A 15,816-nucleotide genomic window follows, 5' to 3' on the forward strand; every position below is an offset into this window, starting at 1 on the left:
GAATCCGGGCCGGCCGCCGGGCCCGTGTGCGACGCGGGCCCGGCGGCGGCAGGTCACGCGCCGCGCGACGCCAGGTAGTCCTCGACGCCGGGTGCCGCGTGGGCTTCCTCCACCACGACGAGCCCGCCGACGGCCTCGGGGTCGGGCTTCAGGACGTAGGTGGCGAGGCTCGCGGGGCGCGAGACGTCGGAGAAGTCCTGCGGGGTGCCGAGTCCGGTGTCGGCGTCGCGCTGCGCGCGGTGCGCCTCGACCACGTCCTCGCGGGCGAGACTGCCCGCCTCGCAGGCCTTCTTCAGGTCGGCGCCCATGAGCTGCGCCGCGTTGTAGCCGGACAGCACACCGGAGTCGACGGGCGAGCCCGGGTACTTCTTCTCGTAGGCGGCCACCATGGTCCGGACGCCGGCCAGGTCCGAACTGACGGCGGGCGCCGCGCTCACCACGCTCAGCATGGCCTCCAGCGCGCCCGCGGCGGGCGTCTTCATCAACTGGGGGGCGAAGCCGGGGGCGTTGCTCACGATGGGCACGCGCAGTCCCCGGGAGGCCGCGACGCCGGCGAGGGACGCCGTCTGGGCGGGTCCGGCACTGATGAGCAGGGCCTTCACCCCGGCCTTGCGCAGCGCCGACACCTGGGCGGTGAGATCGGTGTCGGTCGCCTTGATCTTCTGCTCGACCACGCTCAGCCCGGCGCGTTCGGCCGCCCAGGTCGAGCCCTCCAGCGCGTTGGCGCCGTAGTCGCCCTCGAAGTAGACGTGGCCGATCTTGTCGCCCTTCTTCAGCGCCTTGGTCCGGGTCAGGAAGTCGACCGCGGCGATCATGTCGACGTCGTAGGTGGTGCCGAGCACCTGGACCGCCTGCTTGCCGAGCAGCGAGGCCGCCCAGGCCTGCGGGAAGGTCAGCATGCTGTCCTTCTCGATGTCGTCGATCAGGGCGGCCATCACCGGGGACCCGATCACCTGGGGCAGCGCGACGACGTCGGCGGAGATGTCGGCGTACGCGGTGACCGCCTTCTGCACGTCGTAGCCGTGGTCCTCGACGACGATCTGCACCTTGCGGCCGCAGATCCCGCCGTCGGCGTTCGTCTCGTCGGCCCACATCTGCTGGGCCTGCACAATGCTCTTGCCGAGGGTGGCGTAGGGGCCGGTCAGGTCGGTGAGCGCGCCCAGGCGGATGGACTTGTCGGTCACTCCGGGGCCGGACTTGACGCCGTCGGCGCCGTCGCCGGTGCTCTCGCCGCCGGCCTTGGAGCTGCAGCCGGTGGCCGCGACGAGCAGTGCCGACAGGGCCGAGGCGAGGAGGATTCTGGTGGTGCGGTGCGGGAGGTTCACGGGGTGTGCTCCTTGGCTCGTGCGGCGGAGGCGGACGGAGGGGAGGCGGCCGGGGTGAGGGGGCGTCGGCGGCCGAGGCGGGCTCGGACGCGGGAGGTCAGCCCGTGCAGGCCGTCGGGGGCGTACAGCAGGACCAGGACGATCGCCGCGCCGTAGAGGTAGCGGGCGGCCTCGGTCGGTCCCACGGAGCCCTCGGCGGAGCCGGGCGCGGCGACCAGCGGGAGATGGTCGGCGTAACGGGTCATCAGCAGCGGCAGAGCGGTGACGAAGACGGCCCCCGCGGTGGCGCCCGCCACCGAGCCGAGGCCACCGATGACGATCATGGCGAGGTAGTCGACGGAGAGGGCGAGCCCGAAGTAGTCGGGCACGATACGGCGGAAGCCGAGCGCCAGCAGGGCGCCGGCCAGGCCGGCGTACATCGAGGAGACGACGAACGCCGCCGACCGGTAGCGGGCCACGTCCACGCCCATCACCGCGGCCGCCGTCTCGCTGTCGCGCAGCGCGACCAGGGCCCGGCCGGGGCGTCCGCGGAGGATCCCGCGGGCGGTGAACCAGGTCAGCGCGAACAGCGCCAGCCCCAGGTACCAGAGCCGTTCCTCGGCGCCGAACGGCACGCCCAGCAGTACGACTTCGGGGTCGCCGTCGGTGAAGCCGAAGCCGCCGAGGCTGAGCGGCGGCACGGAGCGGCCGTTGAAGCCGCCGGTGACGGAGTCCGCGGTCAGCAGCACGTGGTGGCCGAGGAAGACCAGCGCGAGCGTGGCCACCCCGAGGTAGATCCCGCGGACTCGCCCGGCGACGGGGCTGAACAGGCCGCCCGCGACACCCGCGAGGAGCACGGCGAGCACGAGGGCGAGCGCGGACGGCAGTCCGGGGCCCGGTTCGCCCGCCAGCCACGCGTAGCCGTAGGCCCCGACGGCCAGGAAGAACGCGTGGCCGAGGGAGAGCTGCCCGGCGGTGCCGGCCAGCAGGTTGAGACCGACGGCGCCGATGGCCGCGGCCATGGCGAACAGGCCGATCCGCAGCCAGAAGGCGTCCAGGTAGAACGGCAGTACGCACAAGACGAGCACGGGCAGCAGCACCTTGCCCCGCTCACGGAGGTCAGACACGGGCCGCTCCGCTCGCTCCGAACAGGCCCGTCGGCCGCACCAGCAGCACCAGGACCATCACGGCGTACGGGGCGACGTCGCCGAACCCCTCGCCGAGGACGTGCAGTTCGGTCTGGTAGCCGGCGACGAGTGCCTCGGTCAGGCCGATCAGCAGACTGCCGGCGAGCGCGCCGGTGGGTGAGGTCATGCCGCCGAGGACGGCGGCCGGGAACGCCTTGAGCGCGATCTGTCCCGTGGTGCGTTCCAGGCCCGGTGCCGGGAACGCGGCGAGGAACACCGCCGCCAGCGCGGCCAGCCCGCCGGCCAGACACCAGGCGATGGTGCGCACCCTGGCCAGCCGAACGCCCATCAGGGCGGCCGCCTCCACGTCCTCGGCCGCCGCGCGCAGCGACAGCCCCCAGGAGGTGAAGCGGAACAGCGCGAAGACGGCGCCGATGACGGCGGCGGACACGACGATCGCGGCGATGCGGCTGTCGGCGACGGTCACCGGGCCGAGTTCGCGCACCGAGTCCCCCCAGGGGTCCCCGAGGGTGAGCAGATCGCCGCCGATGCGCCGGGCCAGGTCGGTGAGCAGGACGATGTCGACGCCGATGGTCGCGATGGTCGCCACATGCGCGGCCCGCTGGTCCCGGCCGATGCGCTGGAGCAGCAGCCGGTCCACGAGCCCGGACAGGGCCGCCGTCACGAGGACGGCCAGCGCGAGGGCGCCGGCGAAGCCGAGGTCGTCGTGCAGGACCGCGACGAGATAGCCGCCGAACAGCAGCAGCGAGCCGTGGGCGAAGTTGAGCACGCCCGACGCCTTGAAGATGATGACGAAGCCCAGGGCGACCAGGGCGTACACCGCGCCGAGGGCGAGCCCGCCGAGGACGTGGTCGAGGAGCTGGGTCATGCCGCGTCCTCCCCGCTGCCGCCGGTGCCCAGATAGGCCCGCAGCACCTCCGGATGCCGCTGGACCTCCTCGGGGGTGCCGTGCGCGATACGGCGCCCGAAGTCGAGGACGGTGACCTCGTCGGCCAGGCGCATCACCAGGCCCATGTCGTGCTCCACGAGCAGCACCGAGAGGCCGAGGCGGGCCCTGACGTCCCGGACGACCTCGGCGGTGCGGGCCCGTTCGGCGGCGTTCATACCGGCCACGGGCTCGTCGAGCAGCAGGACACGCGGTTCGAGGCACAGGGCGCGGGCAAGCTCGACACGTTTGCGGTCGCCGTAGGACAGTGCGGCGACCGGGGTGTCGAAACGCCCTTCGAGGCCCACGAGTTCCGCGATCTCGCGGGCCCGCTCGCGGTGGTCGCGCTGCTCGCGCACGGCGCGCGGCAGACGCAGCGCGCTGGCGGCGAAACCCGCGCGGGACAGGGCGTGCCGGCCGAGCATCAGGTTGTCGGCGACCGTGCCCTCGGTGGTGACGATGTTCTGGAAGGTACGGGCCACGCCGAGTCCGGCGACGCGGTGCGGCGGCAGCCGGGTGAGTTCGGTGTCGCCGAGGCGGACCGTGCCCGCGGCCGGACGGTACAGGCCCGACAGGACGTTGAAGCAGGTGGACTTGCCCGCTCCGTTGGGGCCGATGAGGGCGTGCACCGAACCCGGTGCGACCGTGAGCGAGACCCCGTCCAGGGCGGTGAGCCCGGCGAACCGTACGGTCACGTCGCGGACTTCGAGCACGGGCGGCGGATCGGTACGGGCGCTCACGCCGCCCCCTGGTCGCCGGCGGCCTCGCCGAGGTAGAGGCGGCGCACCGCGTCCGTGCGGGCCAGTTCGTCCGCGGGGCCGGACAGCCGGACCTCGCCGACCTCCAGCACATGGGCGTGGTCCGCGAGCGACAGCGCCAGGCCGGCGTTCTGCTCGACCAGGAGAACGCCGGTGCCCTGGGCGTTGATCTCGCGGATCACCTCGGCGATCCGCTCCACCATGCGCGGAGCCAGACCGAGGGACGGCTCGTCGAGCAGGAGCAGCCGGGGGGCCGCCATCAGAGCACGGCCGATCGCCAGCATCTGCTGTTCCCCTCCGGACAGCAGACCGGCGGCCTGGCCGGTGCGCTCGGCGAGCAGCGGGAACAGTGTGAACACCCGGTCGCGGGCCTCCCGGACTAGGGCGGGACTGCGGCGGCCGAGCCCCAGCCCGCCGGTGCGCAGGTTCTCGTCGACGGTGAGCCCGGCGAACACCCGCCTGCCTTCGGGGACCTGGACGACCCCGGCGCGGACCGCCGCGACCGGGTCCTGGCCGTCGAGTGCGGTCGCGCCGTAGCGGATACGGCCGGCCGTGACCGCTCCGCGGTGCAGGCGCAGCGTCCCCGACACCGCCCGGAGCAGGGTCGACTTGCCGGCGCCGTTGGCGCCGAGCAGGGCGACGACGGTGCCGGGCGGGACCGTCAGGGACACGGAACGGAGGGCGGACAGGGCGCGGCCGTAGGTCACGTCGACGTTCTCGACGTGCAGCGCGCTCTGTCCGTCCGGTGGTGCTTGGGGCATCGAGGCTCCTCGGATCCGTGCCGGGGCGGGCCGGTACGGGCTCGGGGGAAGGGCAGCTCACGACAGCACGGGCGCCGGACGGCGGTACAGGCCGCGCGGCGGTGTCGCTGCGCGCTCCCAAGCGGGGGCCGGTGGGGTTGTGCGGATGCCCATCGGTGGCCCGGGACTGCGGACCCACCGGGCGGCGGGACTCCGGCGCCACCGCCGGTTTCCACCGACCCGGAGACCGGGGGTACCGGCGGCGGTGCGACGGCCGGAGAACAGGGAGCGCCGACGGCTGCGCGACGGCAGGAAAGCGGGGAGGAGCACCGGCGGCGGTGCGACGGCCGGGAATCGGGTATCGGGAACCGCCGTTGCCCGCGCGACTGCCTGGCGAGCCGGAGCCCTCCCCGCGCCGCGCCTCCGGGAGTGGGGAACACCGCCGCCGCGGCCGCCCGGCAAGCGGGCGGCGCCGCCGCCGCCGGGACGGCGGCGCGGGGTGTCAGCCGCCCAGCAGTCGGCGGGCGGTCAGGGCCAGGCTGACCTCCACGACGTCGGACGGGCGGCTCAGCGAACGGCCGGTCAACTGCTCGAAGCGGCGCAGCCGGTTCAGGACGGTGTTGCGGTGGCAGTACAGGCTGCGGCCCGCCCGTTGCGCCGAACCGTCGCACTCCAGCCACGCCGACAGCGTGTCGAGGAGCACCTCACGGTCGGCGGGTTCCAGTCCGGACAGCGGCCCGAGGACCCGGTCGGCGAGCGTCTCGCCGAGTTCCGGGGACGACACCACCAGGGCCGCGGGGAGGTGTTCGCCCAGCCGTACGGTGCCGCCCTCGGCGGGGCAGATGCGCAGCGCGGTGTCGGCGAGCCGGCGGGCGTCGCCGATCGCGGCCAGCCCTTCCACCGCGCCGCCGAAGCCGATCCTCGCCGGTGTGGGCGCGGCCGCGGACGGCAGCTCGCCGTCGCCGACCAGGACGATGCCGTAGTCCACTTCGACGCCGGTGTGCCAGTACGTGCGCGCCCCCGGCGGCACGGCCGCGGCCCGCGCCTGCGCGCACCCCGGGGCGGGTCCGCCGTCCACCGCGACGACGACGTACCGGGCGTGCTCCGGCAGGCCGAGCGCCCGCGCGGTCTCGGGCAGGTCGGCGATGCGGCTGGTGCCGTCGAGCAGAGCGGTGGCCAGCAGCCGCACCCGGTTCTCGCGCCGCCAGTTCAGCTGCCGCTCGGCCTGCCGGTAGGCGTCGGCGACGAGGGTGCAGTGCTCGTCGACGAAGTTCCACACGTCGGAGGCCACGTGCACGAGCAGGCGGACGTCCTCCGGTGCCGTCCGGGAGGTCTCCTCGACCAGCGCCTGCCACACCAGGGACCCGCCCAGCCGGAACGCGTGCAGCAACGCGTCCAGCGGCAGGCCCTGTTCGGCGCGGGCGGCGCCGATCCGCCAGGAGCAGCGGCGCGCGGCGTCCCGGGTGCCGCGGGGGTCGAGCAGCGAACCGACGCTGTGCCGCAGCGAGCGCTGCACCTCCTGCCAGGTGGCGACGGGGTCGATCTCGACGGCCGCCCGGTAGGCCGGTTCCTGTTCCTGGAGGACGGCCACGAGCCGGTCGGTCAGCTCGGGCAGGTCGTCCAGCAGGACGCGGGCAGCCCGGTGCAGCACACTCAGGGCCTCGGCGTCGATCAACGAGCGGCCGGGGCGTGTTCGCGGTCGCGGAACGGCTGTCGGTCCGGTGCGCAGCGCCGATCGCGGCCGTAGGGCTTGGTGCATCGCGGTCCTCCCCCAGGGTCGGTTGGCCGGCGGTGCACGTGCGGCGGGCGGCCGGCCGGTCCCCCGTCGGCCGGGGAGCCCGTGCGGTGGCCGGCGTCTTACTCGTGCTGCCCCGAAGGATGGCATACCGTCCGGTCGGTCCCTAGGGGTGTGCACCGGACTTTTCGGCCTGGCCCACCAGTCGGGCCAGCTCCACCCGGGAGCGCACACCGAGCAGGGCGAAGACGTTGCGCAGGTGGTAGTCGATGGTGCGGGTGCTGACGGACAGGCTGCGGGCCACCTCCCGGTTGGTGGCACCGTCGGCCACGTGGCGGGCGACGCGCCACTGCTGGGGCGTCAGCCGGGCGAGGGCCCCGGTCCCCGCCGTGTTCGGCGCCGCGCCGAGAGCGCGCAGCTCACCGCGCGCCTGCTGCGCCCAGACACCGGCGCCGCAGCGCTCGAACCCCACCAGCGCGGCCCCGAGCCGGTCACGTGCCTCGCGCAGCCGGCGCCGGCGGCGCAGCCATTTGCCGTACGCCAGCTCGGTCCTGGCCCGTTCGAAGTCCCCGGCGGTGCCGTCGTGCAGGTCCAGCGCGCGCAGATACAGGTCGTCGGCGGCTTCCGGCGCCGCCAGCAGGGCACGGCAGCGCAGCAGTTGGGCGGGTGCCTGCGGATCGGCCCCGAGGCCGGCCCACACGGCGAAGGACTCCAGCGCCTCCGGCGCGTCCTGCGGGCGTGCGGCGAGCGCCGCCGCCTCCACGTAGCAGGGCACGGCGAGCATCCACACCGCGAAGTGGCCGCGCCGCGGACCGGGACGGACGAGCGGGCCGAGCCGCTCGGCGGCCTCCAGCGGCCGGCCGCGGCCGAGGTCGGCCCGGGCCGCCGCCCAGTGCGCCAGCGTGGCCGCCTGGGCGAGCCCGTGCCGGCGGGCGGTCGTCAGCGCGGCCCCCACATGGGCCGCGACGACGGACGTCTCCGCCTCGATGGACGCCGCCAGGGCCAGTACGGCGTGGTGGTGTGCGGCCGTGTTGCGCTGCCCGGTGGCCGTCGCGGCGCGCAGGCCCGCCTCGGCGTGCGTGCGGGCCAGAGCGTGGCATCCGGCGCGCAGTTCGGCGTAGGCGAGGTACTCCAGTGCCCGCGGTTCGAAGGCGCCCGATCCGCGGTCGCGGGCCGCCGCCAGGGCCCGGGCGCCCGCCCGGCCCGCCGAGGGCAGGTCGCCGAGCAGCAGGGCGGCCGACGCGGAGCGCAGCAGGACCTCCGGCTCGTCGTCGGCCGCGGCGTCCCCTACGACGCGCCGCAGCGGTGCGGCCGCCCGGTCGAAGCGGGCCTCCAGCACGGCGCGCATTCCGAGCCGGTAGTCGCGTGTGCGGTCGGCGCCGGGTCCTGCCGGGTCCTCCTGGATGCCGCCGAGGGCCTCCTGGCATTCCGTCATACGGCCCGCCGTCCAGGCGGCGTCCGCGGCGGCGAGCGCTGCCGCGGCGGACCGGCCGGGAGCGTCCGCGGCGAGCAGGCCGGCGGCGGACAGCAGGGACGCGTGGGCGTCGGCCACGGGCCCGTCGTACCGGTCCGCCAGGCCCCGTACGAACTGGGCGCGCCCGCGGACCACCGGCGGTGCCGTGTCCAGCGGGGCACGGGCGAGTGATCGGAGCGCGTGCCCGGGACTCCCCGCGAGCAGCGCCTGTTCGGCGGCGGCCGTGTACCGGTCCGCCCGCGGGCCGTTCGGCGCCGTCAGCTCGGCCGCGCGGGTCAGGGCGACGGCCCGCAGCCGGTGCGAGGCGGGGACCGTGGTGTCGGCGGCGGCCGCCGCGAGCCCGGTGGCGATCCGCGGCGCGCTGCCGGTCGCGGCCCATGCCCGGTGCAGCAGCGCGGGCAGCCGGTGTCCGCCGGCCTCGTGGACCGCGGCGAGCGCCCGGTGCGCGCGGCGGCGCCGGCCGGGCGGAGCCGCCGCGTAGACGGCCCTGCGCACCAGGTCGGAGCCGAACCGGTAACGACCGTCGGCCAGGACCAGTACCTCGGACCGGGGCGCCTGGGGGCCGGGGGTGCCGTCGGCCCGTCCGGTCGCGGCGAGGACCGGGCCGGCGTCGACGTCGTCGTGGTCCGCCGCCCGCAGCGCGGCGGCGACGGTCAGCGGCAGGCCGTCGGCGTCGGACCAGGCGCCGCTCAGCCGGTCCCCCACCACGCTCGCCAGCACCCCGGCGTCGGCCAACGGGCGCGGCGGCAGCCGCCGTCCGCGCGGTTCGGCGGTGGACAGACGGCGGGCCAGGGCGAGCAGCAGCGCGGGGTTGCCGGCCGCCTCCTCCAGCAACTCCTCCCGGAGCGCGGGGGCGAGGGCGGCGCACGTCGCCTCGTCCAGCAGTTCACCCGCATCCGACACCGGCAGCGGGGGCAGGCCGAGGACGGGCAGCGCGGCGAGGTCCGGGTCCAGCGGACGGTGTCCGCAGACGGACAGGAGCAGACCCACCCGGCCGGCCGTGTGCAGGCTTCTGGCCGCGCGGCCGAGGGCGGCGCGCGAGGGGGCGTCCCACAGGTGGACGTCGTCGACGCAGACCAGCAGCGCTGCGGTGCCGGCCGCGGCCCGCAGGGTCTCCAGCAGGGCCTGGGGCGTCGACCCCGCGGACGGCGCGGGACGGGCACCGCCCGCGGCCCGCAGCAGGGCGCGCACGCCGTCGTGGGGCGGCCGGGGCCGGTCGGTCGGGACCCGGAGCACCGGACCGGCGTCGAAGGTGCGGGCGGCGTGGTCGAGGAGGGCGGTACGGCCGAGTCCGGGTTCCCCGGTCACGACGAGTACGGCACTGTGGGTCCTCAGCCTGTCCGACAGCGCGGCCACCTCGCGCAGTTGGGAGTTCCTTCCGTACAGCCGAGGAGCGGTTCTCACGGTTGTCCGTCCGGTCATTCCCGCGACGTTACGGACGGGTAATGGCGGGCGGAAGGCGGGCGTCCGGGCGGGCCGGGGGCCTCATCCCGCCCGTCACCTGGCCGTTCGGGGCACGGCCGGGGTGCGGGCGCTGTGCCGCCGCCCAGCGCCGCGGGCGCCCGCCGGTGCTCCGGCACAACGCCGCACGGCGGCCGCGCGGGCGCGCGACCGCCGTGCGGGCCTCAGGAGGTGTGCGGGCAGTTGCCCCGGTACTCCTCGATGGTCAGGCTCGGGCTGGGCAACGGGCACAGGAACTGCTCGTAGCGGGTGTCGTTGTCGATGAACCGCTTGAGCCAGGACACGCTGTACTTGGCGATGGTGGTGTTCGAGCTGTTCGGTGTGAAGTGGCTCGCGCCGTTGAGTTCCAGGTAGGCGCGGTCGAGGGAGGAGCGCAGGCTGCCGTAGAAGGGTTCGGCGTGGGAGGAGACCGGGGCGATGGAGTCGCCGTCGGCACCCACGATCAGGGTGGGTGTGGTGACCTCGGGCCAGGACTTGTCGAGGTTCCAGGGCGTCAGGGGGATCGCGGCCTGGAGGGACGGGCGGGACTTGGCGGCCTCCAGGCTGCCGCCGCCGCCCATCGAGTGACCCATGACGCCGAGCCGGGTGCTGTCGACGCGGCCGCGCACCGAACTGCGCGTCGTCAGGTAGTCGAGGGCGGCGAGGAGTTGCCGGCCGCGGGAGTCGGGCTGGTCCAGCGTGGTGAGGGTGTCGATGGTGAACACCACGAAGCCCTGTGAGGCCAGCCGCGGCCCCAGCCAGGCGATCGAGGACTGGGTCCCGGTGTACCCGGGGGAGACCGCCACCGCTCCGAAGGTGCCGTCGGCGGTGCTGGTCGGGTAGTAGATCGTGCCGCCGCCGAACCCGGAGACGGCGAGGGAGGAGACGGAGGTCTCGGAGACGGAGTACGGGCCGCGCGACGCCTCGATGCTCGCGGTGGTCGGCGCGGGGCCGCGCTCGTAGGGGTTGTCCGCCGCGCGGGCGCCGGGCCCGGTGAGGGTGCTGAGCGCTACGGCGGCGGCGATCGCGGCGGCGGCGCCGGCGAACCGGCGCGTGCCGCGGCGCCCGGCGCCTCTCGCCGGTCCGGGGGCTGCGGATGCGGTGGTGCTGCGCGGGTGCTGCTGCACGACGAGTCGTCCTCTCGGTCGTGGCGGGCCGCCCGGCCGGGCCGCGGACATGGGGTGCGTTCCGTGGACCGGTGGACGCCGCCGACTGGCTGGCCGTGCCACTGTCGGCGCGCACCCGCGGCGCGGGCACCGGCGAAGTCACCGGTCTCGAAGCGGGCCCGACCGCGACCCGCTGTGTCCTGTCACCCGTGCGTGTGACACGCTCACCTGCGGCCGGCCTCGTGACGTCGGCCGATGAACGTTTCGGCACTGTGGAGAGGCGACCCGTGATGCGTTTCGGACTGCTCGGCACCGGCCCGTGGGCGCAGATGGTGCATGCCCCGGCCCTCGACGCGCACGAGGGGGTGGACTTCGTCGGCGTGTGGGGGCGGCGCCCGGAGGCCGCGAAGGAACTGGCCGACCGCCATGGCACGCGCGCGTACGACGACGTCGACGCCCTGCTCGCCGATGTCGACGCGGTCGCCGTCGCGCTGCCGCCGGCGATCCAGGCCGACCTCGCCGCCCGGGCCGCCCGGGCCGGCCGCCATCTGCTGCTGGACAAGCCGATCGCGGAGACGGTCGAGGGCGGCCGGGCCGTGGTCGACGCCGCGCGTGCCGGCGGGGTCGCCTCGGTCGTCTTCTTCACCACGCGCTTCCTGTCCGAGCCCGCGGCGTGGATCACCGAGCAGTCCGAGCGGGACGGCTGGTTCGTCGCGCGGGCGCAGTGGCTCGGCGCGGTGTTCTCGGGCGGGGACAGCCCGTTCGCGGCCTCGCCGTGGCGGCGGGAGAAGGGCGGCCTGTGGGACGTCGGCCCGCACGCCCTGTCCGTGCTGCTGCCCGTCCTCGGCGACGTGACCCGTGTGACGGCCGCCGCACGCGGGCCGGAGGACCTCGTCCATGTGGTCCTGGACCACGCCGGCGGCGCCTCCAGCTCGCTCGCCCTCAGCCTGACCGCTCCGGCCGAGGCGGCGGGGAACTTCGTCGAGCTGCGCGGCACCGCGGGTGTGACGACGCTGCCGGCAAGCTCGGAGGGCGCGCTGCCCGCGTTCGCCCGCGCGATCGACGCGCTCCGCACCGCCGCCGACACCGGCCGGCCGCACCCGTGCGACGCGGCGTTCGCGCTGCGCGTCACCGAGATCCTCGCCTCGGTGGAGGAGACGCTGGGCAGCGCGTGAGCGCGCGGCGCCGGCGGCGGCCCCGGTGGCCGCCCCGGCGTGCGGCGTACGACCCGGCGTAGCAGCGTGGTGGTGTGGAGAAGACGTCCGACCCGCCACCCGTGGGGCACCGGGAGCGGCGGAGCTGGCTCAGGGGCGCGCCGCCCCCGCGCTGGGTGCGGGTGCTGCCGGTCCTCCTGATCGTGGGCGTGGCCGTGGCCACGTCGATCAGCGAGTCGCCGCTCGACATCGGTTTTCTGCTGGGTGCCATCCCGCCGCTGGCCGTGCTGTCGTACGGGCCGCTGGCGACCGCGCTCCTCGGCGGGGTGGCCATCGTGCTGCTGAACCTGCCGCACCTCCAGCTGAACCGGCCGGGCAACACCGACCTGCTGACCATCACGTTCGTCGCCGTGCTGAGCGTGTTCGTGTCCTTCGTGCGCAGTCACCGCGACGCCCAGCTCGACATCGAGCGGACCACGGCCGAGGCGGCGCAGCGGGCCCTGCTGCCGCCGATGCCGGAAGCGGTCGGTCCGGTGCGGTGCTGGGGCCTGTACCGGGCGGCGGAGCGCGGGACGCTGGTCGGCGGGGATTTCTACGATGTGCGCGAGGGGCCGTACGGGGTGCGCGCCGTGCTGGGCGACGTCCAGGGGCACGGTCTGGCGGCCGTCGCCACGGTCGCCTCCCTGCTGGGCGCGTTCCGGGAGGCGGTGCTCGACCAGCCGGACCTGGAGTCGGTGGCCGGCCGGCTGGACCGCCGGCTGTCGGTGGACTCGGCGAACGCGGAGTACGCCGAGCTGTTCGCGACCGCGGTCCTGCTGGAGTTCTCCCGTGACGCGCGGTCCGTGCGGATCATCACCTGCGGCCATCCGCCGCCGGTCCTGCTGCGTGCCGGGACGGCCGCCGACATCGGGATCGAGCCCCGCTCGCCGCTCGGCCTCGGGGTCGCGGTGGGTACGCCCCCGAACGCCTGCCCCGTGTCGCTGGAGCCGGGCGACACACTCGTGCTGACCTCCGACGGCGTCCTGGAGGCCCGGGACCGCGGCGGCGGCTTCTACCCCCTGACCGAACGGCTGACGGCGCTGGACGTGACGGACCCGGCCACCCTGCCCGACCGGGTGTGGACGGATCTGGCGCGGAACGGCTGGACCATCCGCGACGACGTCACGATGCTCGTCCTCGCTCCGCGGACGCCGCCGCGCACCGACCCCGCCGAGCGCGCCTCCGCTCACGGTTCGCGCTGACCTCGGCGGTCGCGCCCGCGCTCAGGGTCCGCTCCGGCCCCGGCGATCGCCCCCGCGCGGACGGTTCCCGCCGGTCGCGCCCGCGGTCGCGGGTCACGCGGGACGCCCCGGCGATCATCCCGGCGGCCCGGTGCGGGAGACGGCCCGGGGCCGCTCCGGATGCAGGCTGCGCTCCGAGGATGAATGGTGTTAGTGGACCCGTGTCGACCCACCGGGTCCGGCAGACCCCCGGACCGGAGGAGCACAGATCATGTCCACCTCACAGCCCGACGCGTCCAAGCCGGTCACGGACCGCATCACGCCCGACTCCATGCTCCACACCCGCACCGGCACCGATGTGTCTCCGGAGGACGTGGTGCTCGCCTCCGGCAAGGACATCACTCCGAAGAATCTGGAATGGGCCCGGCGCAAGCTGGCGCAGGAGGGGACGGCGGCCATAGACAAGCTGCTGCCTTAGTCACGGCGGTTGCCTTCCGGGGGGACGGGTGGACGCGTTCCCCCGGCGGGCGCGCGTGCCGTATCGGCGTGCGCCCGGGGGCAGTTGAGCCCGGCGCCGGTTGACCGTTCACCCTTTCGGAGCGCGCGTACGGCTGTCAGACTCCGGGGGTGCCCGACTACGACATGCTCGTCCTCGGATCCGGTCCCGGTGGCCAGAAGGCCGCCATCGCCGCGGCCAAGCTCGGCCGCAGGGTCGCCGTCGTCGACCGCCCCGACATGGTCGGCGGGGTCTCCATCCACACCGGCACCATTCCGTCCAAGACCCTGCGCGAGGCGGTCCTGTATCTGACCGGTCTCACCCAGCGCGACCTCTACGGGCAGAGCTACCGGCTCAAGGAGGACATCACGGTCGCCGACCTGACCGCGCGCACCCAGCACGTGGTGGGCCGCGAGGTCGACGTGATCCGCAGCCAGCTGTCCCGCAACCATGTCTCCGTGTTCGCCGGCACCGGCCGGTTCGTCGACCCGCACACCGTGGCGCTGCGCGAGGTCACCGGCCAGGAGCGGCTGATCGGCGCGGAGCACATCGTGATCGCCACCGGCACCCGGCCCGCCCGTCCCGACAGCGTCGAGTTCGACGGACGGACGATCATGGACTCGGACAATGTGCTCGCCCTCGAACGGGTTCCCCGGTCCATGGTGATCGTCGGCGCCGGTGTGATCGGCATGGAGTACGCCTCGATGTTCGCCGCGCTCGGCAGCAAGGTGACCGTGGTCGAGAAGCGGGCCGCGATGCTCGACATGTGCGACGTGGAGGTCGTCGAGTCGCTGAAGTACCACCTGCGGGACCTCGCGGTGACCTTCCGGTTCGGGGAGACCGTCGCCGCGGTGGAGCGGCACGCCCGCGGTGCCCTCACGGTGCTGGAGAGCGGGAAGAAGATCCCGGCCGACGCGGTCATGTACTCCGCGGGACGGCAGGGCCTGACCGACGACCTCGACCTCGGCAAGGCCGGGCTGTCCGCGGACCCGCGCGGCCGGATCGCGGTGGACGAGCACTACCGCACCGAGGTCCCGCACATCTACGCCGTCGGCGACGTCATCGGCTATCCGGCGCTGGCCGCCACGTCGATGGAGCAGGGGCGGGCGGCGGCGTATCACGCCTGCGGGGAGCCGGTGGGCCGGATGCACAACCTCCAGCCGATCGGCATCTACACCATCCCGGAGATCAGCTTCGTGGGCCGGACGGAGGATCAGCTCACCGAGGACCGGGTGCCGTTCGAGGTCGGCGTCTCCCGCTACCGGGAACTGGCGCGCGGGCAGATCATCGGCGACTCGCACGGCATGCTGAAGCTGCTCGTCTCACCCGAGGACCGCACGCTGCTGGGTGTGCACTGCTTCGGCACGGGAGCGACCGAGCTGATCCACATAGGCCAGTCCGTGATGGGATGCGGCGGTACGGTGGACTATCTCGTCGACGCCGTGTTCAACTACCCGACGCTCGCGGAGTCCTACAAGGTGGCGGCCCTGGACGCCACCAACAAGCTCCGCCAGATCGACCACATCGCGGACTGACCGCCCGGCCGTCCCCGACCACCGAGGAGGCCTCCCCCGTGGCCCGGTCCGCTGCCCCCCGCCGTCTGGCCCTGCTCGGCGGCGGCTTCTCCACCGACGAGGACGGCCTGCTGGACGACTGGGTGCTCGGCTGCGCGCGCGTCCCCCGGCCCAAGGTGTGCTTCGTGCCCACCGCGAGCGGGGACGCGCCCGGCTACGTCGAGCGGTTCCTCGGCGCGTTCGGGCCGCGGGAGTGCGAGCCCTCCGTCCTGCCCCTGTTCCGACGGGAACTCGACGACTGGGGGCTGCGGTCCTTCCTGGCGGCCCAGGACATCGTGTACGTCGGCGGCGGCAACACCGCGAACCTGCTGGCCGTCTGGCGCACGCACGGCGTGGACCGGCTGCTGCGCGAGGCCTGGGCGGGCGGCACCCTGCTGTGCGGAATCAGCGCCGGCGCCAACTGCTGGGCCGAGGCGTCCCACACCGACTCCTTCGGCCCGCTGGGCGTCCTGCGGGACGGCCTGGGACTGCTGCCCGGCTCGGTCTGCCCTCACTACGACAGCGAGCCGGGTCGCCGCCCCTCCTACCAGGAAGCCGTGGCGACCGGCGCGCTGCCCGCCGGGTGGGCGCTGGACGACGGAGTGGGGGCGCTGTTCACGGACGGGGAGCTGACCGAGACCGTGACGCGTGCCCCCGCCGCCCGTCTGCACCGGGTCGAGCCGGCCGCGGACGGCCGCTCGGCCTCGGTGCGCGCTGTCGAAGGGCGCGTACTGAAAACCCGTACGCGGTGACCGACATCCCG

Annotated in this window: 13 protein-coding genes; 5 read left to right on the forward strand and 8 right to left on the reverse strand. The window is 75.0% G+C overall.

Annotation, left to right across the window (positions count from 1 at the left end):
• Positions 1–53 precede the first annotated feature (53 nt).
• From DN051_RS05665 to bdeA, 8 genes are all read right to left on the reverse strand, one after another.
• Positions 54–1,325, reverse strand: coding sequence for an ABC transporter substrate-binding protein (locus DN051_RS05665; RefSeq protein ID WP_112438143.1), 1,272 nt, complete (start codon positions 1,323–1,325; stop codon positions 54–56).
• On the reverse strand, positions 1,322–2,431 hold the full coding sequence (locus DN051_RS05670) for a branched-chain amino acid ABC transporter permease (protein ID WP_053757019.1): 1,110 nt from the start codon (positions 2,429–2,431) through the stop codon (positions 1,322–1,324). Before DN051_RS05670 ends, DN051_RS05665 begins: the two co-directional genes overlap by 4 nt.
• A complete protein-coding gene (locus DN051_RS05675; RefSeq protein WP_053757020.1) occupies positions 2,424–3,320 on the reverse strand; it encodes a branched-chain amino acid ABC transporter permease in 897 nt (298 codons plus the stop codon). Before DN051_RS05675 ends, DN051_RS05670 begins: the two co-directional genes overlap by 8 nt.
• Positions 3,317–4,117 (reverse strand): ABC transporter ATP-binding protein, encoded by an 801-nt coding sequence (locus DN051_RS05680; protein ID WP_053757021.1) that lies wholly within the window; start codon positions 4,115–4,117, stop codon positions 3,317–3,319. Before DN051_RS05680 ends, DN051_RS05675 begins: the two co-directional genes overlap by 4 nt.
• Positions 4,114–4,896: an ABC transporter ATP-binding protein gene (locus DN051_RS05685; RefSeq protein WP_053757022.1), complete on the reverse strand. Its 783-nt coding sequence runs from the start codon at positions 4,894–4,896 to the stop codon at positions 4,114–4,116. Before DN051_RS05685 ends, DN051_RS05680 begins: the two co-directional genes overlap by 4 nt.
• 481 nt (positions 4,897–5,377) lie before the next feature.
• Positions 5,378–6,634: an RsbRD N-terminal domain-containing protein gene (locus tag DN051_RS05690; protein ID WP_053757023.1), complete on the reverse strand. Its 1,257-nt coding sequence runs from the start codon at positions 6,632–6,634 to the stop codon at positions 5,378–5,380.
• A 142-nt stretch (positions 6,635–6,776) separates the two neighbouring features.
• Complete coding sequence (locus DN051_RS05695; RefSeq protein ID WP_107093822.1) at positions 6,777–9,506, reverse strand: helix-turn-helix transcriptional regulator; 2,730 nt, start codon at positions 9,504–9,506, stop codon at positions 6,777–6,779.
• 203 nt (positions 9,507–9,709) lie between these two features.
• The gene (bdeA, locus tag DN051_RS05700) at positions 9,710–10,651 is read right to left on the reverse strand and encodes a bis(hydroxyethyl) terephthalate hydrolase (RefSeq protein ID WP_053757025.1); all 942 of its coding nucleotides are present in this window, start codon (positions 10,649–10,651) and stop codon (positions 9,710–9,712) included.
• A gap of 269 nt (positions 10,652–10,920) precedes the next feature.
• Between bdeA and DN051_RS05705 the strand changes: the two genes are divergently transcribed.
• The 5 genes from DN051_RS05705 (at position 10,921) to DN051_RS05725 (ending at position 15,805) form a co-directional block, all read left to right on the forward strand.
• Entirely contained in the window at positions 10,921–11,805 is an 885-nt protein-coding gene (locus DN051_RS05705) for a Gfo/Idh/MocA family protein (protein WP_053757133.1), read from the forward strand.
• Positions 11,806–11,879: 74 nt separating this feature from the next.
• Positions 11,880–13,025 carry a PP2C family protein-serine/threonine phosphatase gene (locus tag DN051_RS05710; RefSeq protein WP_112438144.1) on the forward strand — a complete coding sequence of 382 codons (1,146 nt, stop codon included), beginning with the start codon at positions 11,880–11,882 and terminating at the stop codon, positions 13,023–13,025.
• A 250-nt stretch (positions 13,026–13,275) separates the two neighbouring features.
• Positions 13,276–13,482 (forward strand): hypothetical protein, encoded by a 207-nt coding sequence (locus tag DN051_RS05715; protein ID WP_053757027.1) that lies wholly within the window; start codon positions 13,276–13,278, stop codon positions 13,480–13,482.
• A 149-nt stretch (positions 13,483–13,631) separates the two neighbouring features.
• Entirely contained in the window at positions 13,632–15,035 is a 1,404-nt protein-coding gene (sthA, locus tag DN051_RS05720) for a Si-specific NAD(P)(+) transhydrogenase (RefSeq protein WP_053757028.1), read from the forward strand.
• Positions 15,036–15,073: 38 nt separating this feature from the next.
• Positions 15,074–15,805 carry a Type 1 glutamine amidotransferase-like domain-containing protein gene (locus DN051_RS05725; protein WP_234388664.1) on the forward strand — a complete coding sequence of 244 codons (732 nt, stop codon included), beginning with the start codon at positions 15,074–15,076 and terminating at the stop codon, positions 15,803–15,805.
• Positions 15,806–15,816: the final 11 nt, after the last annotated feature.

It is taken from the genome of Streptomyces cadmiisoli (assembly GCF_003261055.1).
GTDB classification, from domain to species: domain Bacteria; phylum Actinomycetota; class Actinomycetes; order Streptomycetales; family Streptomycetaceae; genus Streptomyces; species Streptomyces cadmiisoli.